Source organism: Ruegeria sp. AB5, assembly GCF_056542645.1.
On record NZ_JBQGAE010000001.1, the window covers coordinates 55,625 to 75,402 of the forward strand.

A 19,778-nucleotide genomic window follows, 5' to 3' on the forward strand; every position below is an offset into this window, starting at 1 on the left:
TAGATCGGAGTCAAGCTGGACCCTGACCCGCCAGCGCCTTTGGCAACGCTGCCGCAAATGCCTCGAGATCTGCGTCATTTCCGCAGCTTATCCGAATGCACCGATCCTGCGGCGCAACAAACGGCATCCGCACGAATATGCCTTGTGCCACCAACGACGCCAGCACAGCTCTGGCGAAATCCCCATCCTGACTGCAGTCGATGGCCACAAAATTGGTGGCGGACGGCAGAGGTTCCAACCCGTGTGCACGGGCAATCTCGGCGATCCGTTCTCGGGCTTTGGCGACCCGCGCCTGAACGTCTGCAAGCCATGAGTGGTCCTGCAGCGCAGCCAGCGCCCCGGCCTGCGATGCACGGTTGACGCCAAAGTGATTGCGCACCTTGTTGAAGGCCGCAATCAGTTCGGGCGCGCCGAGCGCGTAGCCAATCCGCGCCCCGGCCATGCCGTATCCTTTCGAGAATGTCCGCATCCGGATCACCCGTGGATCATCCGCTGCGACCGGCGCCGCCGTGCCTTGGGGTGCGCATTCCACATAGGCCTCGTCCAGCACCAGCAGACAGCCTTTGGGCAAGGTCTCCATCGCCGCCACGATATCCGTGCCACGGTGCCAACTGCCCATCGGGTTATCGGGGTTGGCCAGATAAACCAGCTTGGCCTCCACCTCGGCAGCCTTGGAAAACAGCGCCGCCGGGTCCTCATGATCAGCGACATAAGGCACTTTGTGCAATTCTCCGCCAAAACCGGCGACATGGTAATTGAAGGTCGGATAGGCCCCGTCCGAGGTCACAACCGTATCCCCCGGTTCGATCATAAGCCGCACCAGATAGCCCAGCAGCGCATCAATCCCTTCACCGACGACGATGTTCTCGGGCGCCAACCCGTGATGCTCTGCCAGAGCGTGCCGCAAATCGTAGGATTCGGGATCGCCATACATCCAAACCTCTGCGGCGGCCTTCTGCATCGCTGTGACCGCGCGGGGCGAAGGGCCAAATGCGTTTTCATTTGCGCCCAGCCGCGCTGCAAACGGCGCGCCGCGCTGACGTTCTTGCGTTTCAGGTCCGACAAACGGAACGGTTGCCGGTAGGGATAGCGCGAGCGGTGTATATCGAGGGCCAGTCATATCCGCAGATAAGCCCACCGGAAGGGCGCGGGCAAGCCCGACCTCTGACAACCTGCCTTGACGTCGCGGTGGAACTGGACCCGCATTCAGGGCAGGGTTGCAGCAAGCAGACCACAAGGAGAACTGCACATGGCCCGCGTATCCGTTGAGTACAAAGACCACATCGCCCATGTTACGCTGACACGCGCTGACAAGATGAACGCGTTGGACGAAGCGATGATCAAGGCGCTGCTGGCGGCCGGGCAAGAGGTCGCGGCCTCGGACGCGCGTGCCGTTGTCTTGTCGGGCGAAGGCAAAAGCTTTTGCGCCGGGCTGGATATGGCGGGCTTTGCCAAAATGGCCCATACGGACCCGACCGAATGGTTGATGAACCGCAGCCATGAGGATGCCAATGAGATGCAAGAACTTGCCCTGATCTGGCGCCGCGTCCCTGTCCCCGTGATTTGTGCCATTCAGGGTGTGGCTTATGGCGGTGGTCTGCAGATCGCGCTGGGTGCGGATATCCGCATCGCGCATCCCGAGGCCAGATTGGCCGTGATGGAGATGAAGTGGGGCATCATCCCCGATATGGGCGGTATGGTCCTTTTGCCGCGGTTGGTCCGCTCGGACGTGTTGCGTCTTTTGACTTACACCGCGCGGCCTATCGGTGCGCAACAGGCGACCGACTGGGGGCTGATCACCCAGCTGTCGGACGATCCCCTGACCGAGGCCTTGGCGTTGGCTGAAAACATCGCGTCACAAAGCCCCTCGGCCATCCGCGCCGCCAAGCGCCTGATTGAGATTGCAGAATCCAAACCCCGCGCCGAGGTGTTGCTGACCGAGTCCGCAGAGCAGGTCGAGTTGATCGGAAAACCAGACCAGATGGAGGTCGTTATGGCGCAGATGCAGGGTCGCAAGCCCGAGTTCAAGTGATCAACGCATAAACGCGCGCCGCGCGTCGCGGGCCATGTTGAAGCGCATCTCAAGATCGGCAATCCTTGCCATTGCGGCTTTGCGGGCCGCAGGTTCGGACAGCGCAGCATAGTCTTGTCGCGCCGCATCCAGCTGTTTCTTGATATCGAACTCTTCTGGCAACACTCCGGCCTGCGCCATGATCCGGTGGCCCGCAGCAATGGCCGGATCTCCCTGCGCCTCACCCGAGCGGTCTGGCAGAGGTGCGCCTTGGCCTTCAAGACCCTGCAGCTGGCCCTCGGCCTGCGCCTTTTTGATCTGGCGTTCCACCAGTTTTCCAAGCGATCCGAACATGTGACCAAAATAGCAAGGCTCGTCGCCTAGTGAAAGGGATCATCGCACGCGGTTAGACGCCAGATATGCGATACCGCCGGCCAAAAGCCCCCAGACGGCCGCACCTAGACCGAATACCGTGATCCCCGAGGCCGTGATGGCAAGTGTCAGGATCGCGGCCTCCCGCTCGGCGGACACTTCCAGCGCAGCAAAGATGGCGTTGGCCATCACACCTATCAGGGCGATGCCGGTCAGCGTTCCCATCAGCAGCGGGTCGGCATGGGCGGCAAAGCCTGTGATTGCCACAGCGAAGACTCCAAACAGACAATAGAACACCCCGCCCATTACTGCCGACCAATAGCGCAGATTGCGGTCCGGATGACTGTCCTCGTTCGAGCACATCGCGGCAGTGATGGCGGCAAGGCAGGTGGCAGGTGCGCCGAAGGGTGCCGATAGCAGGCTGGCTGCACCAACCGACGAAAACAGCTTTCCCGGCGCCGGGGTGTAACCATAGCTGCGCATGACTGCGATGCCGGGAATGTTTTGAGTGGCCATTGTCACCACAAACAGCGGCAGGCCAATTCCAATGGCCGAGGCCACCGAGAATGTGGGCATCGTCCAGACCGGTGCCGCCAGATAGTGTTCGGGGCGCACGGACGTACCCTCTGCGCTGAACACGACAACCAGCGCGGCGGCAACCACGGCGGCGGGGACGGCGAACAACCGGTTAAGCCGCCCTGCAACGAACCACGTCAGGATGACAGGCAGGGCCTGCCAGGGAAGTTCGACCGCTGCCTTGAACGGGATGATACACAGAGGCAGCAAAACGCCTGCCAGCATGGCCTGAGCCAGCGTCGTCGGGATCGCGGCGGCCAAGCGTCCTAGCGGTTTCCAGAGCCCAGCAAGCACCGTCAATGCACCGGCGCAGAGGAAAGCTCCGACTGCACCAGAGAAACCTTCTGTCGGTGTTGCGGACACCGCAAGCACAGCCGCGCCAGGCGTGGACCAGGCCACACTGATCGGTTGACGATAGCGGACACTCAGGAAAATCGCGGCCAACCCCATGGCAATGGCCGCACTCATCAGGCCCGAGGCCGCCTCGGCCTTGGTTGCGCCCATCGCGGCAAGCCCTTGCAGGACGATGGGGAACGAACTGAAGAACCCGACGATGGCCACAACCAACCCGGTTGAGACGGTCTGCATCGGAGGAAGGGGCTGCGCCATCGGGGCCTCGGAGGATTGTGTTGCCGAACTGCTAACAAGTGTGGGGTGGCGCGAACAAGGGGGAAAGCTTTGAGGGCAAAGAAAAACCTCACCGCTGGTTTGTGCGGTGAGGCTGGGTTTTCGCCGACTGAAACGCCAGAAAGATCAGGCGATTTCGGCCAACCGGGCAAGGGCCTCGTCCAGTTTCGCCTCTTCCTCCTCGCGGGCAGCGAGGTTGGCCTTTGCCTCGGCGACGACCTCTTCCGGGGCCGAAGCCACGAATTTCGGGTTGTTCAGACGCCCGCGCAGTCCACCCAGTTCCTTGGCCAGCTTACCTTTGGCTTTTTCCAGCCGTTCTTTTTCAGCACCAATATCAATGATATCCGCCAGCGGCAGGCCGAAACTCGCGCCGGGGGCGGCGATCGAGATGGTGCCTTTGGGCAGTTCATCCGCCTTGGTCAGACTGTCGATCCGCGCCAGACGTTTGATCAGCGCCTCATTGCGGTCCCACGCGGCTTGGCCGTTGGCGTCGATCTCGGTCACCAGCATCGGTACGTAGAGGCCAGCAGGCACCCGCATCTGCGCCCGGGCTGAGCGGGTGTTTTCGATCACCGAGATTACCCAGTTCATCTCGCGATCCGCATCCGCATCGACAAGTTCGGTGCCGTATGTGGGCCAGTCGGCGTGAACGACCATCTTCGCGCGGTTGCCAGTCAGGCCCCAGAGCTCTTCGGTGATGAAGGGCATGATCGGGTGCAGCAGGACCATACACTGATCCAGAACCCAGCGCATGGTGGCGCGGGTCTCGGCCTGCGCCTCGGCGTCGTCGCCCTGCAGCAGCGGTTTGGAGAGTTCCACGTACCAGTCGCAGACCTTGCCCCAGACGAAGGCGTATAGGCCGTTGGCGGCGTCGTTGAAACGATAGCTTTCCAGCGCCGCGTCGACCTCTTCCCGCACGCGGGCGGTTTCGCCGATGATCCAGCGGTTCACGGCGGCTTTGGGCTTCAGGTCGGCCACATCCAGTTGCGGGACGGCGTCGGTGAAGACCTCGTTCATCTCGGCAAAGCGTACGGCGTTCCAAAGCTTGGTGCCGAAGTTCCGGTAGCCGGTGATGCGCTCGCGGGACAGTTTCAGCACTCCGCCGATTGCCGCCATTGAGGCGTTGGTGAAGCGCAGCGCGTCAGCACCGAATTCGTCCACGATCTCCAGCGGGTCTATGACGTTGCCGGTGGTCTTGGACATCTTCTTGCCCTTCTCGTCGCGGACAAGCTGGTGCAGGTAGACGGTGTGGAACGGAATCTGATCGACCACGGCCAGTTGCATCATCATCATCCGTGCGACCCAGAAGAACAGGATATCGAAACCGGTAACCAGAACGTCCGTCGGGAAGTAGCGCTCCAGTTCCTCGGTCTGCTCGGGCCAGCCCAGCGTGCCAATGGGCCAGAGGCCGGAGGAGAACCATGTGTCAAGGACGTCGGGGTCGCGGAACAGGCCGATTTTGCCCTCGCGAATGAGAGCGATAGCCTCTTCTTTAGAAGAGACTTCAGCGATTTCTATGCCTTCGTAGTAGTCCTCAATGTCCGCCCGAATTGCATCAAAAGACGAGCCGCAGAAAACCGCAAACTCTCCTTTGTTGTGTTTTTCCATTCGGGCGATGCGACTAGGGTTCGGCGCCAGTCCCGAGCACTTCTGCTGAGGCCCATACCAAACCGGAATCTGATGCCCCCACCACAGCTGGCGCGAGATGCACCAAGGCTCAATGTTTTCCAGCCAGTGGTAATAGGTCTTCTCGCCGGACTCGGGGATGATCTTGACCGTGCCGTCTTTGACCGCATCCAGCGCGGGGCCGACGACCTTTTCAGCGTCCACGAACCACTGGTCGGTGAACATCGGCTCGATGACCACTTTTGAGCGGTCGCCAAAGGGCTGCATGATCGGTTTGCTCTCGACCAACGGGACCAGAGCCGGGCTGAAGCCCGGCCTACCGTCTTCGTCTTCCGTAGACCGGGCTTCAGCCCGGCTTTGCCCCAGACGCGGATCATCCGGGCTGCACATTACGGCAAGACCATCGGCAGTGATCTCTTCTACCACCTTCGCGCGCGCCTCGAACCGATCCAATCCGCGCAGGTGATCGGGGACCAGATTGACCGCGTCGATCTCGTTCTCGGTGAACGCGCGACCACGCGCATATTCCTGCGCCAAACCCGCCGCTTCCGCATAAGGCGCACCATCACCCCGCATCGCGCCTTTGGTATCCATCAGGCGATACATCGGGATGCCGCCGCGCTTGGCGACCATGTTGTCGTTGAAGTCATGCGCGCCGGTGATTTTCACCGCGCCCGAGCCGAACTCGGGATCTGGATAATCATCGGTGATGATCGGGATCTGACGGCGATGCTCTTTCGGGCCAACCGGGATTTCGCAGAGTTTCCCGATGATTGGCGCATACCGCTCATCTGACGGATGAACCGCAACCGCGCCATCGCCCAGCATGGTTTCGGGGCGTGTGGTCGCGATCGAGATGTAATCGCGCTCTTCCTCAAGCACGATATTCCCATCCTCGTCCTTCTCGACATAGGTATAGGTCTCGCCCCCGGCCAGCGGGTATTTAAAGTGCCACATATGGCCCGCGACTTCGATATTCTCGACCTCAAGATCGGAAATCGCGGTCTCAAAATGTGGGTCCCAGTTGACCAGGCGCTTGCCGCGATAGATCAGGCCCTTTTCGTACATCTCAACAAAGACTTTGATGACCGCGTCATGGAAATTGGCCGAATTCTCGTGCCCGGTGCGCGGATCACCCGGCGCGCCTGCCATGGTAAAGGCATTGCGCGACCAGTCGCAGCTGGCACCAAGACGCTTGAGCTGATCAATGATCGTGCCGCCATATTCACCCTTCCATTCCCAGACTTTCTCAAGGAATTTCTCGCGCCCCAACTCGCGCCGACCGGGCTGCTGGGTCAGCATCAGCATCTTCTCAACCTGCATCTGTGTTGCGATGCCTGCGTGGTCCTGACCGGGTTGCCACAGCGTGTCAAAACCGCGCATCCGGTGCCAGCGGATCAGGATGTCCTGCAGTGTGTTGTTGAAGGCATGGCCCACATGCAACGCCCCCGTCACGTTGGGCGGCGGGATCATGATGGTAAAGCTATCATCGCGCGAGCGGTTTGCGCCGGCCTTGAAGGCTCCGGCCTGTTCCCAGGCCTCGTAAATGCGGGCCTCGGCCTCGGCCGCGTTGAATGTCTTTTCCATCGCCATGGGTGCGTCCTGCGTCATCGAATTGAGGGTCAGCGCTTGCAATAGCGAAAGGTTTGCAAAAGGGGAAGGCTTTGCCGCCAATTCCGCGCGTGGCTTGGTCCACTGCAACCGTGAACCAAGCCACAGACAAGGGAAACCGGGATCGGCTAGACTGTTGTGGTGCGGTCACGGGACGGCGCGACCCGGCAAGATGTGGCTGAGCTGCCAGTTTCGTGATCACTCGCCAATTGGTTTCAGGAATTTTGCAATGTCTTTGAACTTTCGTAATATATTCAGACATATGGTGGTTGGATTGATAGGGCCGCACAGGGCGAGGGGCTTGGTCATGATGATGCCCAAATGGCAACCTAGGCTGGATTTGATGGTGCAGCGGCTCACGGTTTCGTTGGACGCCTTGCCCGGCAGGCGCAGGATGCCCATCATTGAGTGTATGCCGTTGCCGCTCTTGCCGGAGGTCTCTCAGGTGGCCGCCGGAAAGTGTTGCGGAGGTCGGATATCGGCGCATGGGCCTATTGTGCAAATGCGCCCTGAGATAAGGGGACGTGCCATGCTGAGACGCTCGCGCACCCTCACAGAATACAGGAGTGACTGAGATATGGTTTGGTCGCGGCTAAGCAGAAAGGTACTGGGATGGCTCGGGCGGCCTTTGCGCTCCGAGCACTCAGCCGAGGCGCTGCGCCGCGAACCGATCAGCCATGTTGTCATTCTGGACGGCACCATGTCGACGCTGGAGCCCGGGTTCGAAACCCATGCAGGGCGGACTTTCCATCTGTGCCGCGAGATGGGTGCACAGGTGTCGGTTTTTTACGAGTCCGGTGTGCAGTGGGACAGCTGGAAATCCTCGCTTGATGTTATGATGGGGCGGGGCATCAATCGGCAGATCCGTCGCGCCTATGGCTATCTGGCGTCGCGGTACAGGCCGGGTGACCGAATCTATTTCATCGGCTATTCGCGGGGTGCGTATGGTGTGCGAAGCCTTGCGGGCGTGATTGATATGATCGGGTTGCTAAAACCCGAACATGCGACCGAGCGGAACATCAAACAGGCCTACCGCCACTATGAATGTAACCCCAGCGGCACGGCCGCCCGCGATTTCCGCCGCAATTTCTGCCATGAGGATGTGGCGATTGAGATGATCGGGGTCTGGGACACCGTCAAGGCTCTGGGCTTGCGCCTGCCGCTGCTCTGGCGCTGGGCTGAGGACAGGCACGCGTTTCACAACCATCAGCTTGGCCCCGCAACGCGCCATGGGTATCATGCGATAGCATTGGACGAAACGCGCGAGGTTTACGAGCCGGTTTTGTGGAATTGTACGCCAGAGTTCAAAGGCCATGTCGAGCAGGTTTGGTTCCGGGGCACGCATGGTGATGTGGGCGGCCAGCTGAACGGATATGACGCGGCGCGCCCGCTGAGTAACATTTCCCTGATATGGATGCTGGACAAGGCCGAGCGGCATGGGCTGCCGCTGCCGGATGGATGGCGCGAGCGGTTTCCGATTGATGCGCATGCACCTTCGGTCGGCACATGGCGCGGATGGGGCAAGATTTTCCTGCTGCGCAAGCATCGCACCGTAGGTCGGGATCAGTCCGAGCACCTGCATGCCTCGGTCTCGCCCGAGGAATTGCCGGGTTGGGTACCGGACCCGGAATTGCCTACGCATCCGGCGCAGTAAGGTTTAGTCAAACATCGTTGGCGCCGCGTCCGAGCGAGCGGCCTGGAATGCGTATTGGATGTCCTGTTCCAAGTTTCGACCAAGTGACAAATCGGGCAGCGCGTCCAGTGCATGGAAAGCAGCCTCACTTGTTTCTTCGCCTGCGGTAGGGTCCGCTTGACCGGCTTCTTCGCACAGAAAGAACAGCTTGTAGAAATCCCGTACGTCCGGTGGATAGGCGTGCCGCGCTTTGTGGCGCAAGGCATATAGCCGCGTTGCTCGGACTTTCAGTCCGGCTTCTTCCAGGACCTCACGCTCGATATTCTCAGCCGGCGAACTGCCGATATCCGCAAATCCGCCCGGCATCGACCATTTTCCATCGCTGCGCTCGCGCACCAATAGAATTCGCCCCTTGCGGATCACGGCTGCGCGAAGGTCTATACCCGGTGACGCGTAACCGCCCGCATGTTCGCAAACCAACCCTTCGATCCGCGATAGAGGTACATCGCCCAGATCTGCAAGTAGCGCGCGCGCAAGTGCTGCGACCTCTTCATAGCGTTCGCGATCAAAGGGATCTTGAGTAAAATGCTGGCCGGTTTCGGCCAGCGCAAGAAGTCGCTTGGCCCGCGATAGCCAGGTATCCTCCAACGCGGTCGGATCCTGGCGCACGGATCCTACCGCCGCCGATCGCGCCGCGAGCTCATGGGTTGGAAGGCTACGCCCACATGCGCCTCGCAATAGGGTTTGCCGGGCTCCACGGGCAGGCCGCAAAACCAGAAATCCTCGGTCGCGGGGTCGCCGACCGGCCATTTGCAGGTCTTTTCGGTCAGTTCCATCAGCGTAAGCTTCTTCGCCTTTTTCTCGACTTCGTTGACCTTGGCCAGTGCCTCGGGGCTGATTTCGTTGGCCGATGGCTGCGGCGGCAGCGGCTGACCGGCGGGTATAATCTGACGGCGTGCAGGGATGGCGGGTTTGGCCTCGGCAGCCGGGGTAGGGGCCGGACGTGCCGGTTCGGTCTTGGGCGCGGGTTTGGGCTTGGCTTCGGCCTTGGGCGCGGGGGCCGGCTTTTCCTTGGGTTCGGACTTGGCCGGGGTCGATCCGGTTGCACGGTTCGATAGGCCCAGACGATGCACCTTGCCAATCACCGCGTTACGGGTCACGCCGCCCAGCTCTTTGGCGATCTGACTGGCCGACTGGCCCTCGCCCCACATCTTTTTCAGCAGTTCTACGCGCTCATCGGTCCAGGACATGGGTTGCCTTTCAAAAAACGGGAAAGCGGCCCCGGATTCGGGCCGCCTTGGGAATTCGTGTCAGCCCCCTATTCTAATCACTGCGACCCGAGTTACAAGCGGTCTTCGAATCAGTTTGAGGTCAGATGATGCAGATTTCCGCACAGCAAAGCGAACGCCGGTTCGGACGGGTGAACTGGATGGGCCTGTACACTCTGGCACAACGCGAAACGCTGCGCTTTCTGGCGGTATGGACGCAGACCTTGTTGGCCCCGCTGGTCACGGCGGGTCTGTTTCTGCTGATCTTCAACATTGCCATCGGGCCCAGCCGGTCCGATGTCATGGGCGTGCCGTTCCTGACGTTCCTGGCCCCCGGCATCATGATGATGACGGTGATTCAGAACGCTTTTGCGAATACGTCGTCCTCGATGGTGATATCCAAGGTACAGGGCAATATCGTCGACACGCTTATGCCACCGCTGTCGCCTTTGGAGATTCTGCTGGGCTATCTGGCTGGTGGCATCGCCCGGGGGGTCCTGATCGCCTTTGTGGTCGCGAGCGCCCTGGCTTTGGTGCTGGGTATCGTTCCGCAACACCCGCTGGTGGCATTGGTCTTCGTCATCCTCGGTGGAGCGTTTATGGGCGCTCTGGGGCTGTTTGCAGGTATTTTTGCCAACAAGTTCGACCAGATGGCTGCAATCACCAACTTCATTGTCACGCCTCTGGCTTTTTTGTCGGGGACCTTTTATTCGGTCGAGGCATTGCCGCCGGTCTTGAACAAGATCAGCCATGTGAACCCGGTTTTCTATCTGATCGATGGCCTGCGTTATGGGATGATCGGGGTCTCGGACAGCGCGCCTGTATTGGGGTTTGTGGTCTGTTCGGCGGCGACCCTGGCCGTATGCGCGCTGACTTGGCAGATGGTGCGTACAGGTTACCGGCTTAAGGCCTGACGCTGCCGCGCTTCCCGCCAGACCAGGATCAGCGCGCCGGTCAGGATGATCGACGAGCCGATGACGCTGACTGTGTCCGGAACCACGCCAAAGATCGCAAAGTCATAGCAGGCTGCAAAGATCAGGGTTGCATAGCTGATCGGAGCCACGAACGAGGCATCCGCCCGTGCCATCCCGTTGACGAAACAGGCTTGCGCGCACGCCATCAACCCTCCGATCGCGGCCAGAGCGACCCATTGTGACATCGTTGGCGGCTGCCAAACAAAGACCACCGCAACCGAGGCAATGACCAGCCCCAAGGAATTGTTTATCAACAGAATTTGGATCGGAATCTCGCGACCCGAGAGTTTCTTGATGAAAATCAGTTCCATCCCGATCACCATTGCCGCGGTCAATGCCAACAGGGCTGCCGGTTGGAAGCTGGCCGGGGTGGGCCGCAACAGGATCAGTGCCCCGACCAGGGCCACAAATGCCGCCAGCCAGCGCCAGGGTCCAACACCTTCCTTCAACAGCGGAATCGCAAGAACCATGGCAAAGACGGGGTTGAGGAAAGAAATCGCAGTTGCGTCTGCAATCGGGATATAGGCGACCGAGGCAAACATCAGCGTGATCCCCAGCCACCCGAAACTGGTACGTCCGATATGCAGCCCCCAGTGCGGACGCTTCAGGGGCGGGCGCAATACGGCCACCGCGCCGACGATCACCGCAAAGGCAAACAAAAAACGACCATGGCTGATTTGCATCGGGTGCAGCGGAGGGCCCAAAGCATGCGTTCCCAAAGCCTTTGCCAACAACGTCGTTCCGGCCAACAAAGCGCTGGCAGCAAAGATCAACAGGGCCGCAAGGGACGGGTTTTGGCGGGCAGGCGTCATGCCCCAGCGGTGCGGTACGCAAGGGCAAATGACAAGCGCCAAATGCGTCGCATGGTCGATCCAGCGCAAAATTTCACGACGACGCAAATTAGAGGGTTCCCAGATCGGACCAGCCCCGCTATACGACCGGCCATGATCAAGACTGCACATATACTGCGGCTCCGACGCCGACGCCTGACCGCGTAACCGGCCCGTTTGATCTATTTGCGCTGTCCAAATCCGCGCAAACTCCACCAAATCAGTTGACGACCATGGCTCTCGTGTATCACTCACAGGGCTCAAGCTATTCGAAAAGGATGATCCGATGATCCCGTCCGTTCTGCCGACCTATAACCGCGCACCCCTGACTTTCGTGAAGGGCGAGGGCGCCTGGCTGACCGAGGCGGATGGCCGACGTTTTCTGGACCTCGGCGCGGGCATCGCGGTGAACGCGCTGGGCCATGCCCACCCGGCATTGGTGGCCGCACTGACCGAGCAGGCACATGCGCTGTGGCATGTTTCGAACCTCTACAATATTCCGCAACAGCAGGCGCTGGCCGACAAGCTGGTCGAGCACACATTCGCCGACACAGTGTTTTTCACCAACTCCGGCACAGAATCCTGCGAACTGGCCGTGAAAATGGCGCGCAAGTATTTCTATGACAAAGGCCAGCCCGAAAAGGTCGAGATCATCACATTCGATGGCTCTTTCCATGGCCGCTCCTCGGCGGGCATCGCTGCGGCTGGCTCTGAGAAGATGACCAAAGGCTTTGGCCCGCTACTGCCGGGCTTCGTGCATCTGATCTTCGGCGATCTTGATGGCGTCACCGACGCTATTACCGACCAAACAGCCGCTATCATGATCGAGCCCGTTCAGGGCGAAGGTGGCATTCGCCCGGTGCCCGATACCGAACTCAAAGCCCTGCGCCAGATCTGCGACGATCACGGCTTGCTTCTGATTCTTGATGAGGTGCAATGCGGTGTGGGCCGGACTGGCAAGCTTTTTGCGCATGAATGGGCGGGGATCGCACCCGACATCATGATGGTCGCCAAAGGCATCGGCGGAGGGTTCCCCCTGGGGGCTGTTCTGGCCACCGAAGAGGCCGCCAGCGGCATGACCGCAGGCACTCACGGCTCTACCTACGGGGGCAACCCGCTGGGATGCGCCGTTGGCTGTGCGGTGATCGATCAGGTGGCAACACCCGCCTTCCTTGACGGCGTCAACCGCAAGGCCGGCCTGCTGCGCCAGAAACTCGAAGGTTTGGTTGCCGAACATCCAGAGGTATTCGAAGCAGTGCGCGGTTCCGGCCTGATGCTTGGTCTCAAGTGCAAGGCACCCAATCTGGATGTGGTCAACGCGGGCTATGACAACGAGGTTATCACCGTCCCCGCCGCCGACAACGTGATCCGCCTGCTGCCACCCCTGACCCTGACAGAGGACGATATTGCGCAAGCCATGATCCGCCTCGACAAAGCCGCAGCACAAGTCGAGACCCATCTTGCCACGGCATGATCGTCATCTTTTCCAATTGCTTGGCAGTGGGGGTCGCCCCTACTGTCCAAAAGATAAAAGCGAAGCAAAATGAAACACTTCCTCGATATCCACAAAACCGATGCAGGCGAATTGCGGGCCATGATCGATCAAGCCGCTGCCATGAAACAGGCGCGGCAGGGTCGGCCCAAGGCCGCGCCGGATGATGACCGGCCTCTCAGGGATCACATGGTCGCGCTGATCTTCGAAAAACCCTCGACCCGGACTCGTGTGTCATTTGACGTGGGCGTGCGTCAGATGGGCGGGCAAACTATGGTGTTGTCGGGCAAGGATATGCAATTGGGTCACGGTGAGACCATCGCTGACACAGCCCGCGTGCTGTCGCGCTATGTCGACATGATCATGATCCGAACCTTTGATGAAACCATCCTGACCGAGATGGCGGAATACTCGGACGTACCCGTGATCAACGGCCTGACCGATCGTACCCACCCCTGTCAGATCATGGCCGACGTGTTGACCTTCGAAGAACACCGGGGGCCCATCGCAGGCAAAAAGGTGGTGTGGACCGGCGACGGGAACAATGTGTGCGCCTCCTTCCTGCACGCGGCCGGCCAGTTCGGATTTGACCTGACGTTCGCCGGCCCCGCGCAGTTCGACCCAGAGGACGAATTCATCGGTCTTGCGCGCCAGAAAGGGTCAAAGATCGTTGTCGAACGCGACCCGTTCAAGGCGGTCGAAGGCGCGGATTTGGTGGTCGCCGACACATGGGTCTCGATGCACGATTCCCAATCGGCCAAAGAGCGTCGCCACAACCTGTTGCGCCCCTATCAGGTCAACGCCGAACTTATGTCGCACGCCAAACCTGATGCGCTGTTCATGCATTGCCTGCCTGCACATCGCGAAGAGGAAGCAACCTCGGAGGTCATGGATGGCCCCAACTCGGTGATCTTTGATGAGGCTGAAAACCGCCTTCATGCGCAAAAGGCGGTCATGCGGTGGTGTCTGGGCGTCTAACGCCGGACCTCCCAAACCCGCATCCTGGCGAGCGTACCTGCGCTTGCCAGCAGCACCAGCACACAAAGTGCGGTCTTGGTCATGATCTCCATAGTGCCTTCGATCAGCATCGCATGCACGACGCAGCCAACAATCGTCACGGTCGCCAGGCTCGTGTGCGTCAAGCGCCAGAGGCGAAACCGCAGGCTTAGCCGCTGCCGGTAAAGTCCCAACAGCGCCACCGCAAACGCGGCCCACATGGCAATCACACCCCAAGCAGAGAACGGCGTCGGTGACACGAACAGCAGGGCATCCACAACATCCGGTGGGCTAGTGACCCACAACCCGCCGACATGGATCAGAATCGCCACAATCAGCGTAAGGCCGACCCATCGATGCAAGCGTCGGCTGGTCATCGGGGACAGACCAGGCAGGTCTTTTGTCGCCAGCAACGGTTGAAGCAGCAGCAACCCCAAGCATAGAACCCCGGCAAACCCGGACAAAATGTAGACAGGGTCACGCCAAGCCAGCAGTGGGCTCAACATCGCTGCCGCCAAAGGAATAAACATGGCGGCACCGATGGCTGCCCAAATGCCCAGACTGCGGAGCACTTGGATCAGACTGGTTGCAGCACGAAATGCGCAGCCAGTGTTTTGTCTTTCGAACTGGACATGACGGGCCGCAGGAACACCGTTTCGAAGTCGCCGCTGTCATAGGCCAGATGGCCGTGCGGCTGCCCGAACGCGGGCACGATCTGCGGCATTTCCAGCCGGAATTCGCCATTCGCATCCGTCAGAGTCGCCCCATGACTGCGCTGATCCCGCTCGTGACCTTCGGTGGTATGTGCCCAGATCTGGATGCGTTGGCCGGGCAGGGGGGCTCCGTCGCCCGCGCGCCGCACCGTTCCTGTCATCCAGAAACCGCCCTCGCCGATCCGCTCGACAATCGGAGCGCCGGGTCGGTAGTTGTTGGAGCCTCCGCGCATCGACGGCGTGGGCGCCACCCCGCTGGCCCGCGCAGGAACCAACACACCGGAAGCACCCGTGACCAAAGCGGCGCTACCGGTGACGATCAGCGAACGACGAGAGACCTGGGTCATGCAACTCTCCTTGAAACCACGATCCATGCGCCCGGTGCCTACCTGACGCCTCCCTTCAATATAGTATGATTGTCGCGCATTCCGAGACCTTGTTGGCCAAGCGTTGATGGGGATCGGAATCCTTTGACGCATTGCGCGCGCAGTGCAATCGTCAGGCCCTGAGGCCCAATTCGGAAAGGGATGGCAGATGACAGACAGGCCCCTCGTGTCAGTGGACGACATCGCAGCCTTTCAACGCGATGGAGCCGTCGTGCTGCGATCAGTTTTCCCGGACCATTGGCTTGCGTTGTTGCGGGACGGTATCGATGCCGATTTGGCCGATCCCACCGAAAATTTCACACGCCACACCAAGGACCCGGACGCACCTGCCTATTTCGAGGATTTCTGGGCTTGGAACAAAATCCCACAATTCAACGATTTTGTCCGAAACTCGCCCTGTGCTGCACTGGCTGCTGACCTGCTGGGCGCGCCTTCGATCAATCTGGTTATGGACAATTGGTTCCTGCGTGAAGCCGGATCGACCTCACGCCCGCCCTTTCATCAGGACCTGTCCTACTTTGATTTCGAAGGCACAATGTGTGTCCTTTGGTTGCCATTGGAGCCTGTCTCGAAAGAAAACGGCATTGCGTTCGTCAAGGGCTCGCATCTTTGGGGCAAGCTGTTCATGCGGGTGCGGTTTGCCGATGGCCATCCCAGTTTCGAACCCACCGAAGTCGCAGGCCATACCTATCACCCGCCCCCCGATGTGAATGCAAACCCAGACGCCTATGATCTGCTGCAATGGGACTTGGAGCTTGGGGATTGCATTTTCTTCGATATGCGCACTCTTCATGGTGGTCTGTCTTCTGTAACGCCAACCGAAACGGTGCGCCGTTTTACGCTCAGAATGACCGCCCCGGACGGAATTCTCCGTTACAGGGGGGATTGGGCCAAGGACGAGCGCGCCCAGTTCGAGGCGGCAGGATACAATGAAGGCGACCGCATCGACGGAGCTTTCTTTCCCCGACTCTGGCCGTAACTGAAGCTGTTGAGACAAAGGTATGTCCATCACTGGATAGCGGCGCACTTTTAGTGTGCGGTTTTGGGGATGTGAATGCGTGTTTTCGCCCTATATCCTGCATCAGTGAACCGAAGCACCGGAGATTAGGTATGAGTTGGAACCCGACCCACAGCCCCGAATGCAGCTCGCAGGACTCAGCGCTTGAGACATTGATTATCCCTCGCGCCCGGGATCTGGGCGGTTTCGAAGTGCGCCGCGCCTTGCCCTCGGTCGACCGCCAGTTGGTAGGACCTTTTATTTTCTTCGATCAGATGGGCCCTGCCGAGTTCATTACCGAGGGCGGGATCGATGTCCGCCCGCATCCCCATATCGGGCTGGGCACCGTCACCTATCTTTATCAGGGCGAATTCGAACACCGCGACAGTCTGGGCACGCATCAAATGATCTACCCAGGCGAGGTCAACTGGATGGTGGCCGGGCGCGGTGTCACCCATTCCGAACGCACAAGTGCCGAGACCCGGGCCCGAGAAAACAAACTGTTCGGCATTCAGACCTGGATCGCATTGCCGGAAGCGCATGAGGATATGGCCCCTGACTTCGAACACCACAAAAATGGTGCGCTGCCTCATATTCAGGACAAGGGCGTTAGTGCCCGGCTGATCCTCGGTTCGGCCTATGGCGAAACCAGTCCAGTGACGATGCTTTCCGAGACTTTCTATTTGGACGTCCAACTGGACCCCGGTGCTTCCTTCCCGCTGCCGGAAGATCATGAAGATCGCGGTGTTTATGTCACCCAAGGCTCTGTCGATATCGCAGGAGACACATTCGACGAGGGTCGCATGATGGTCTTCCGCCCGGGCGACAAGCTCTCGGTCACGGCAGGTCCATTGGGTGCGCGGCTGATGCTGCTGGGGGGCGCGACCCTGAACGAGGATAGATATATCTGGTGGAATTTCGTGTCCTCGTCGAAAGAGAAGATCGAGCACGCCACGCGGGAATGGAAACAGGCCGACTGGGCCGATGGTGCCTTCCACCTGCCGCCCGGCGACGATCAGGAGTTTATCCCGATTTCTCCGGAGCTGGAGCGCACCAAGCCTCGGTTGGCGCGTTCAACGTGACGTCATAGAAAGTCCGGCTTGTCCGGACCAACTATTCCGGTGATCCTTCTTCAAGCGGAGGGTTCACCATGAAGATCGTCATCGCTGGTGCAGGCAGTATCGGGTGCTATTGCGGCGCATTGCTGGCCAATGCAGGGCACACGGTTACATTGCTGGGCCGGGCGCGCGTGTTGGATCCGATCCGGGCGCAGGGCCTGAGCGTCAGCGATTTCTCGGGCCTGCGCTGCACCGTCCCTGCCGCGTCGCTGGACCTGAGCGAAGACCCGACCTGTATGGCCGGCGCCGAGGTTGTGATTGTTGCCGTAAAGTCCGGGGCCACCGCTGAAATGGCTGATCTGATCGCGTCACATGCTCCGACCAACGCCCCCATCCTGTCCTGGCAGAACGGAATGGAGAATGCGCGAACCCTGCGCGATGCTTTGCCTGACCGTGATGTCCGCGCAGGCATGGTGCCCTTCAACGTCGTGCCAACTGATCCGGCCAGCTATCACCGGGCGACATCCGGTGAAATCGTCATTCAGGCCGGTCCGGGGGCGGTGGCGGGGCAGTTGAGCAGTACAAACCTGCCCATAGCGGAAAGTGAACGGATCGAAGCCGTGCAGTGGGGCAAACTGGTCATCAATCTCAACAACGCGCTCAATGCACTGTCCGGCCTTACGCTGCGCGCTCAACTGATGGACCGTGACTGGCGTCGCGTGATGGCCGATCAGATGGCTGAGGCGTTGTCTGTCCTGAAAGCCGCGGGTCGCCCCGTGGTCTCGACGACTCCGCTGCCCGCTTGGATGATGCCGCATATTCTGCGCCTGCCGACACCGCTGTTCAAACGTATCGCTGCGCGGATGTTGACCATTGACCCCAGTGCGCGGACTTCAATGGCGTACGATTTGAGCGCAGGCCGCCAAACCGAGATTGATAGCCTTCAGGGAGAGATTGTGCGTCTTGGGCAACAGACAGGTGTCCCTACACCGATCTGCGCCCATATTGCAGACCTGATCCGAAAGGCCCCGGAAAACCCGCTCTCACCGGATCAGACCCGTCCCTGATCACCGGCTCAGGTAAAGGCCGTCAGCAACCAGAAAATCATCGCTGACATCGTGGCCGCAGCGGGGACGGTGATGACCCAAGCAGCCACGATGGTCATAAAATGCGACCGTCGCACCAGCATGCGCCGTTGATGTTCTTCCCGCGCCAGGCGTTGTTCCGGCGGACGTTGGCGGTTCGACCGGTTCCAACGCTTGTCCGAATGCCATTCGCGGTAGAACCCGACACCAAACACCGCACCCACGGCGATGTGGGTCGAACTGACCGGCAGTCCCAGCCAACTGGCCACAATCACGGTGATCGACGCCGACAGAGCGATGCAGAAGGCCCGCATCGGGTTCAGCTTGGTGATCTGGCTGCCAACCATGCGGATGAGTTTTGGTCCGAACAGGAACAGGCCAAAGGATATGCCAAACGCTCCGATCACCATGACCCAGACAGGAATCGACACTTTGGCGGCAAATCCTCCGGATTCGGCGGCATGGACGATGGCAGCCAAAGGTCCAACCGCATTTGCCACGTCATTGGCACCATGCGCAAAGCTGAGAAAAGCGGCCGAGATGACCAATGGCAACCCGAACAGTGTCTTCAGCGAACGAGTGCGGTTTTCCAAACCGGCGGATTTGCGACGGACCCAGGGTATGGTCACAGACCAGGCCAGCACACCCGTGCTCAGCCCGATCAGCAGCGCGATGTCCAGCTCGACTTCGACGATCTTTTTCAACCCTTTCACGGCCAGATATGTGGCGAAGGCCCCTGCCATAAGACCGACAAGGATAGGAACCCAGCGTTGGGCGGCGGCAATCTTGTCTTCCCGGTACTGTATCTTTGCCTTTATCAGTGCCAGAAACCCGGCTGCAATCACCCCGCCCAGAACCGGCGAGATCACCCAACTGGCTGCTATCGCGCTCATCGTGCCCCAGCTGACCGCGCTCAGACCCGCTGCGGCGATGCCCGCGCCCATTACACCGCCAACCACCGAATGGGTGGTCGAAACCGGAGCCCCCACCCAGGTCGCCAGATTGACCCACATGGCGGACGAGATCAGCGCCGCCATCATTGCCCAGATGAACACATCGCTGTTCTGGACGGATACAGGGTCGATGATCCCTTTGGAGATCGTGGAAACAACGTCGCCCCCGGCCAGTAGCGCACCCGCGCTTTCGGCTACGGCTGCGATGGCAATTGCACCACCCATGGTCAGCGCGTTTGCGCCAACCGCAGGCCCCATGTTGTTGGCAACGTCATTGGCGCCGATGTTGATTGCCATATAGGCACCAAATGCTGCCGCCGCGACGACGATGAACGCGCCGTCCATCTGCCCGAACAGCACCGCGGCTGTCAGCCCGGCCAACGCCATGAAGGCCAGCGCAAGGCCCGGCGCCAGCAAAGGACGGGCCACATGCGCATTCGCTGTCTCGACGCGCGAGATGCGATGCAGGTCACTGTCCAGCGCCTGCCAACGGGGTTTTGAGTGCGAATTCGCCATGGTCTTGATGTCGTTCCAGGGATACGGGCTTGGCGGCTATCGGTTTCCCTGTGC

The 19,778-nt window shown here is 60.2% G+C and carries 19 protein-coding genes; 8 read left to right on the forward strand and 11 right to left on the reverse strand.

The genetic code is table 11. From position 1 onward, the window contains the following. Positions 1–10 precede the first annotated feature (10 nt). Entirely contained in the window at positions 11–1,120 is a 1,110-nt protein-coding gene (locus ACR0L4_RS00290; protein ID WP_480509723.1) for a pyridoxal phosphate-dependent aminotransferase, read from the reverse strand. Positions 1,121–1,249: 129 nt separating this feature from the next. Between ACR0L4_RS00290 and ACR0L4_RS00295 the strand changes: the two genes are divergently transcribed. Then, positions 1,250–2,032 (forward strand): crotonase/enoyl-CoA hydratase family protein, encoded by a 783-nt coding sequence (locus tag ACR0L4_RS00295; protein WP_170753173.1) that lies wholly within the window; start codon positions 1,250–1,252, stop codon positions 2,030–2,032. On the opposite strand, the gene ACR0L4_RS00300 is transcribed toward ACR0L4_RS00295, so the two are convergent. The 4 genes from ACR0L4_RS00300 to ACR0L4_RS00315 all read right to left on the reverse strand — a co-directional run bounded on the left by ACR0L4_RS00300 (position 2,033) and on the right by ACR0L4_RS00315 (position 7,228). Continuing rightward, positions 2,033–2,365, reverse strand: coding sequence for a DnaJ family domain-containing protein (locus ACR0L4_RS00300; RefSeq protein WP_170753171.1), 333 nt, complete (start codon positions 2,363–2,365; stop codon positions 2,033–2,035). A gap of 39 nt (positions 2,366–2,404) precedes the next feature. Continuing rightward, complete coding sequence (locus ACR0L4_RS00305; RefSeq protein ID WP_480509725.1) at positions 2,405–3,568, reverse strand: benzoate/H(+) symporter BenE family transporter; 1,164 nt, start codon at positions 3,566–3,568, stop codon at positions 2,405–2,407. Positions 3,569–3,712: 144 nt separating this feature from the next. After that, complete coding sequence (locus ACR0L4_RS00310) at positions 3,713–6,805, reverse strand: valine--tRNA ligase (RefSeq protein ID WP_480509727.1); 3,093 nt, start codon at positions 6,803–6,805, stop codon at positions 3,713–3,715. Positions 6,806–7,021: 216 nt separating this feature from the next. Beyond that, entirely contained in the window at positions 7,022–7,228 is a 207-nt protein-coding gene (locus ACR0L4_RS00315) for a hypothetical protein (RefSeq protein ID WP_480509729.1), read from the reverse strand. A gap of 172 nt (positions 7,229–7,400) precedes the next feature. Between ACR0L4_RS00315 and ACR0L4_RS00320 the strand changes: the two genes are divergently transcribed. Next, on the forward strand, positions 7,401–8,477 hold the full coding sequence (locus ACR0L4_RS00320) for a T6SS phospholipase effector Tle1-like catalytic domain-containing protein (RefSeq protein ID WP_170753167.1): 1,077 nt from the start codon (positions 7,401–7,403) through the stop codon (positions 8,475–8,477). Positions 8,478–8,480: 3 nt separating this feature from the next. On the opposite strand, the gene ACR0L4_RS00325 is transcribed toward ACR0L4_RS00320, so the two are convergent. Together ACR0L4_RS00325 and ACR0L4_RS00330 are read right to left on the reverse strand one after the other, a co-directional pair. After that, complete coding sequence (locus ACR0L4_RS00325; protein ID WP_480509731.1) at positions 8,481–9,125, reverse strand: NUDIX hydrolase; 645 nt, start codon at positions 9,123–9,125, stop codon at positions 8,481–8,483. Between the two features lie 5 nt (positions 9,126–9,130). Further along, positions 9,131–9,706, reverse strand: a complete 576-nt coding sequence (locus ACR0L4_RS00330) for a GcrA family cell cycle regulator (protein ID WP_480509733.1) — start codon at positions 9,704–9,706, stop codon at positions 9,131–9,133. Positions 9,707–9,834: 128 nt separating this feature from the next. On the opposite strand from ACR0L4_RS00330, the gene ACR0L4_RS00335 reads away from it, so the two are divergent. Next, positions 9,835–10,638 (forward strand): ABC transporter permease, encoded by an 804-nt coding sequence (locus ACR0L4_RS00335; RefSeq protein WP_480511106.1) that lies wholly within the window; start codon positions 9,835–9,837, stop codon positions 10,636–10,638. Here the strand turns inward: ACR0L4_RS00335 and ACR0L4_RS00340 are convergent. Beyond that, on the reverse strand, positions 10,620–11,510 hold the full coding sequence (locus tag ACR0L4_RS00340; RefSeq protein ID WP_480511108.1) for a DMT family transporter: 891 nt from the start codon (positions 11,508–11,510) through the stop codon (positions 10,620–10,622). The two genes, ACR0L4_RS00335 and ACR0L4_RS00340, sit on opposite strands and share 19 nt — an antisense overlap. Before the next feature lie 304 nt (positions 11,511–11,814). On the opposite strand from ACR0L4_RS00340, the gene ACR0L4_RS00345 reads away from it, so the two are divergent. Further along, positions 11,815–13,002, forward strand: a complete 1,188-nt coding sequence (locus ACR0L4_RS00345; RefSeq protein WP_480509735.1) for an acetylornithine transaminase — start codon at positions 11,815–11,817, stop codon at positions 13,000–13,002. A 69-nt stretch (positions 13,003–13,071) separates the two neighbouring features. Continuing rightward, positions 13,072–13,998 carry an ornithine carbamoyltransferase gene (gene argF, locus ACR0L4_RS00350; RefSeq protein ID WP_480509737.1) on the forward strand — a complete coding sequence of 309 codons (927 nt, stop codon included), beginning with the start codon at positions 13,072–13,074 and terminating at the stop codon, positions 13,996–13,998. Here the strand turns inward: argF and ACR0L4_RS00355 are convergent. Together ACR0L4_RS00355 and ACR0L4_RS00360 are read right to left on the reverse strand one after the other, a co-directional pair. Further along, complete coding sequence (locus ACR0L4_RS00355; protein WP_170753284.1) at positions 13,995–14,546, reverse strand: ferric reductase-like transmembrane domain-containing protein; 552 nt, start codon at positions 14,544–14,546, stop codon at positions 13,995–13,997. The two genes, argF and ACR0L4_RS00355, sit on opposite strands and share 4 nt — an antisense overlap. A 47-nt stretch (positions 14,547–14,593) precedes the next feature. Beyond that, complete coding sequence (locus ACR0L4_RS00360) at positions 14,594–15,076, reverse strand: peptidase associated/transthyretin-like domain-containing protein (protein WP_480509739.1); 483 nt, start codon at positions 15,074–15,076, stop codon at positions 14,594–14,596. Positions 15,077–15,263: 187 nt separating this feature from the next. Here ACR0L4_RS00360 and ACR0L4_RS00365 point away from each other — a divergent pair, with 187 nt between their 5' ends. The 3 genes from ACR0L4_RS00365 to ACR0L4_RS00375 all read left to right on the forward strand — a co-directional run bounded on the left by ACR0L4_RS00365 (position 15,264) and on the right by ACR0L4_RS00375 (position 18,237). Continuing rightward, positions 15,264–16,094: a phytanoyl-CoA dioxygenase family protein gene (locus ACR0L4_RS00365; RefSeq protein WP_170753155.1), complete on the forward strand. Its 831-nt coding sequence runs from the start codon at positions 15,264–15,266 to the stop codon at positions 16,092–16,094. 131 nt (positions 16,095–16,225) lie between these two features. Then, positions 16,226–17,194 carry a pirin family protein gene (locus ACR0L4_RS00370; RefSeq protein WP_480509741.1) on the forward strand — a complete coding sequence of 323 codons (969 nt, stop codon included), beginning with the start codon at positions 16,226–16,228 and terminating at the stop codon, positions 17,192–17,194. 68 nt (positions 17,195–17,262) lie between these two features. Next, positions 17,263–18,237 (forward strand): 2-dehydropantoate 2-reductase, encoded by a 975-nt coding sequence (locus tag ACR0L4_RS00375; RefSeq protein WP_480509743.1) that lies wholly within the window; start codon positions 17,263–17,265, stop codon positions 18,235–18,237. Positions 18,238–18,245: 8 nt separating this feature from the next. Here ACR0L4_RS00375 and ACR0L4_RS00380 read toward each other — a convergent pair whose 3' ends face one another. Then, positions 18,246–19,724: an inorganic phosphate transporter gene (locus ACR0L4_RS00380; protein ID WP_480509744.1), complete on the reverse strand. Its 1,479-nt coding sequence runs from the start codon at positions 19,722–19,724 to the stop codon at positions 18,246–18,248. Between the last annotated feature and the right edge of the window lie 54 nt (positions 19,725–19,778).

Coding starts and splice junctions, on each gene's coding strand:
- ACR0L4_RS00290 (WP_480509723.1), bottom strand. CDS start 1,120: ATGACTGGCCCTCGATATACACCGCTCGCGCTATCCCTACCGGCAACC.
- ACR0L4_RS00295 (WP_170753173.1), top strand. CDS start 1,250: ATGGCCCGCGTATCCGTTGAGTACAAAGACCACATCGCCCATGTTACG.
- ACR0L4_RS00300 (WP_170753171.1), bottom strand. CDS start 2,365: ATGTTCGGATCGCTTGGAAAACTGGTGGAACGCCAGATCAAAAAGGCG.
- ACR0L4_RS00305 (WP_480509725.1), bottom strand. CDS start 3,568: ATGGCGCAGCCCCTTCCTCCGATGCAGACCGTCTCAACCGGGTTGGTT.
- ACR0L4_RS00310 (WP_480509727.1), bottom strand. CDS start 6,805: ATGGCGATGGAAAAGACATTCAACGCGGCCGAGGCCGAGGCCCGCATT.
- ACR0L4_RS00315 (WP_480509729.1), bottom strand. CDS start 7,228: ATGATGGGCATCCTGCGCCTGCCGGGCAAGGCGTCCAACGAAACCGTG.
- ACR0L4_RS00320 (WP_170753167.1), top strand. CDS start 7,401: ATGGTTTGGTCGCGGCTAAGCAGAAAGGTACTGGGATGGCTCGGGCGG.
- ACR0L4_RS00330 (WP_480509733.1), bottom strand. CDS start 9,706: ATGTCCTGGACCGATGAGCGCGTAGAACTGCTGAAAAAGATGTGGGGC.
- ACR0L4_RS00335 (WP_480511106.1), top strand. CDS start 9,835: ATGCAGATTTCCGCACAGCAAAGCGAACGCCGGTTCGGACGGGTGAAC.
- ACR0L4_RS00340 (WP_480511108.1), bottom strand. CDS start 11,510: ATGACGCCTGCCCGCCAAAACCCGTCCCTTGCGGCCCTGTTGATCTTT.
- ACR0L4_RS00345 (WP_480509735.1), top strand. CDS start 11,815: ATGATCCCGTCCGTTCTGCCGACCTATAACCGCGCACCCCTGACTTTC.
- argF (WP_480509737.1), top strand. CDS start 13,072: ATGAAACACTTCCTCGATATCCACAAAACCGATGCAGGCGAATTGCGG.
- ACR0L4_RS00355 (WP_170753284.1), bottom strand. CDS start 14,546: ATGTTTATTCCTTTGGCGGCAGCGATGTTGAGCCCACTGCTGGCTTGG.
- ACR0L4_RS00360 (WP_480509739.1), bottom strand. CDS start 15,076: ATGACCCAGGTCTCTCGTCGTTCGCTGATCGTCACCGGTAGCGCCGCT.
- ACR0L4_RS00365 (WP_170753155.1), top strand. CDS start 15,264: ATGACAGACAGGCCCCTCGTGTCAGTGGACGACATCGCAGCCTTTCAA.
- ACR0L4_RS00370 (WP_480509741.1), top strand. CDS start 16,226: ATGAGTTGGAACCCGACCCACAGCCCCGAATGCAGCTCGCAGGACTCA.
- ACR0L4_RS00375 (WP_480509743.1), top strand. CDS start 17,263: ATGAAGATCGTCATCGCTGGTGCAGGCAGTATCGGGTGCTATTGCGGC.
- ACR0L4_RS00380 (WP_480509744.1), bottom strand. CDS start 19,724: ATGGCGAATTCGCACTCAAAACCCCGTTGGCAGGCGCTGGACAGTGAC.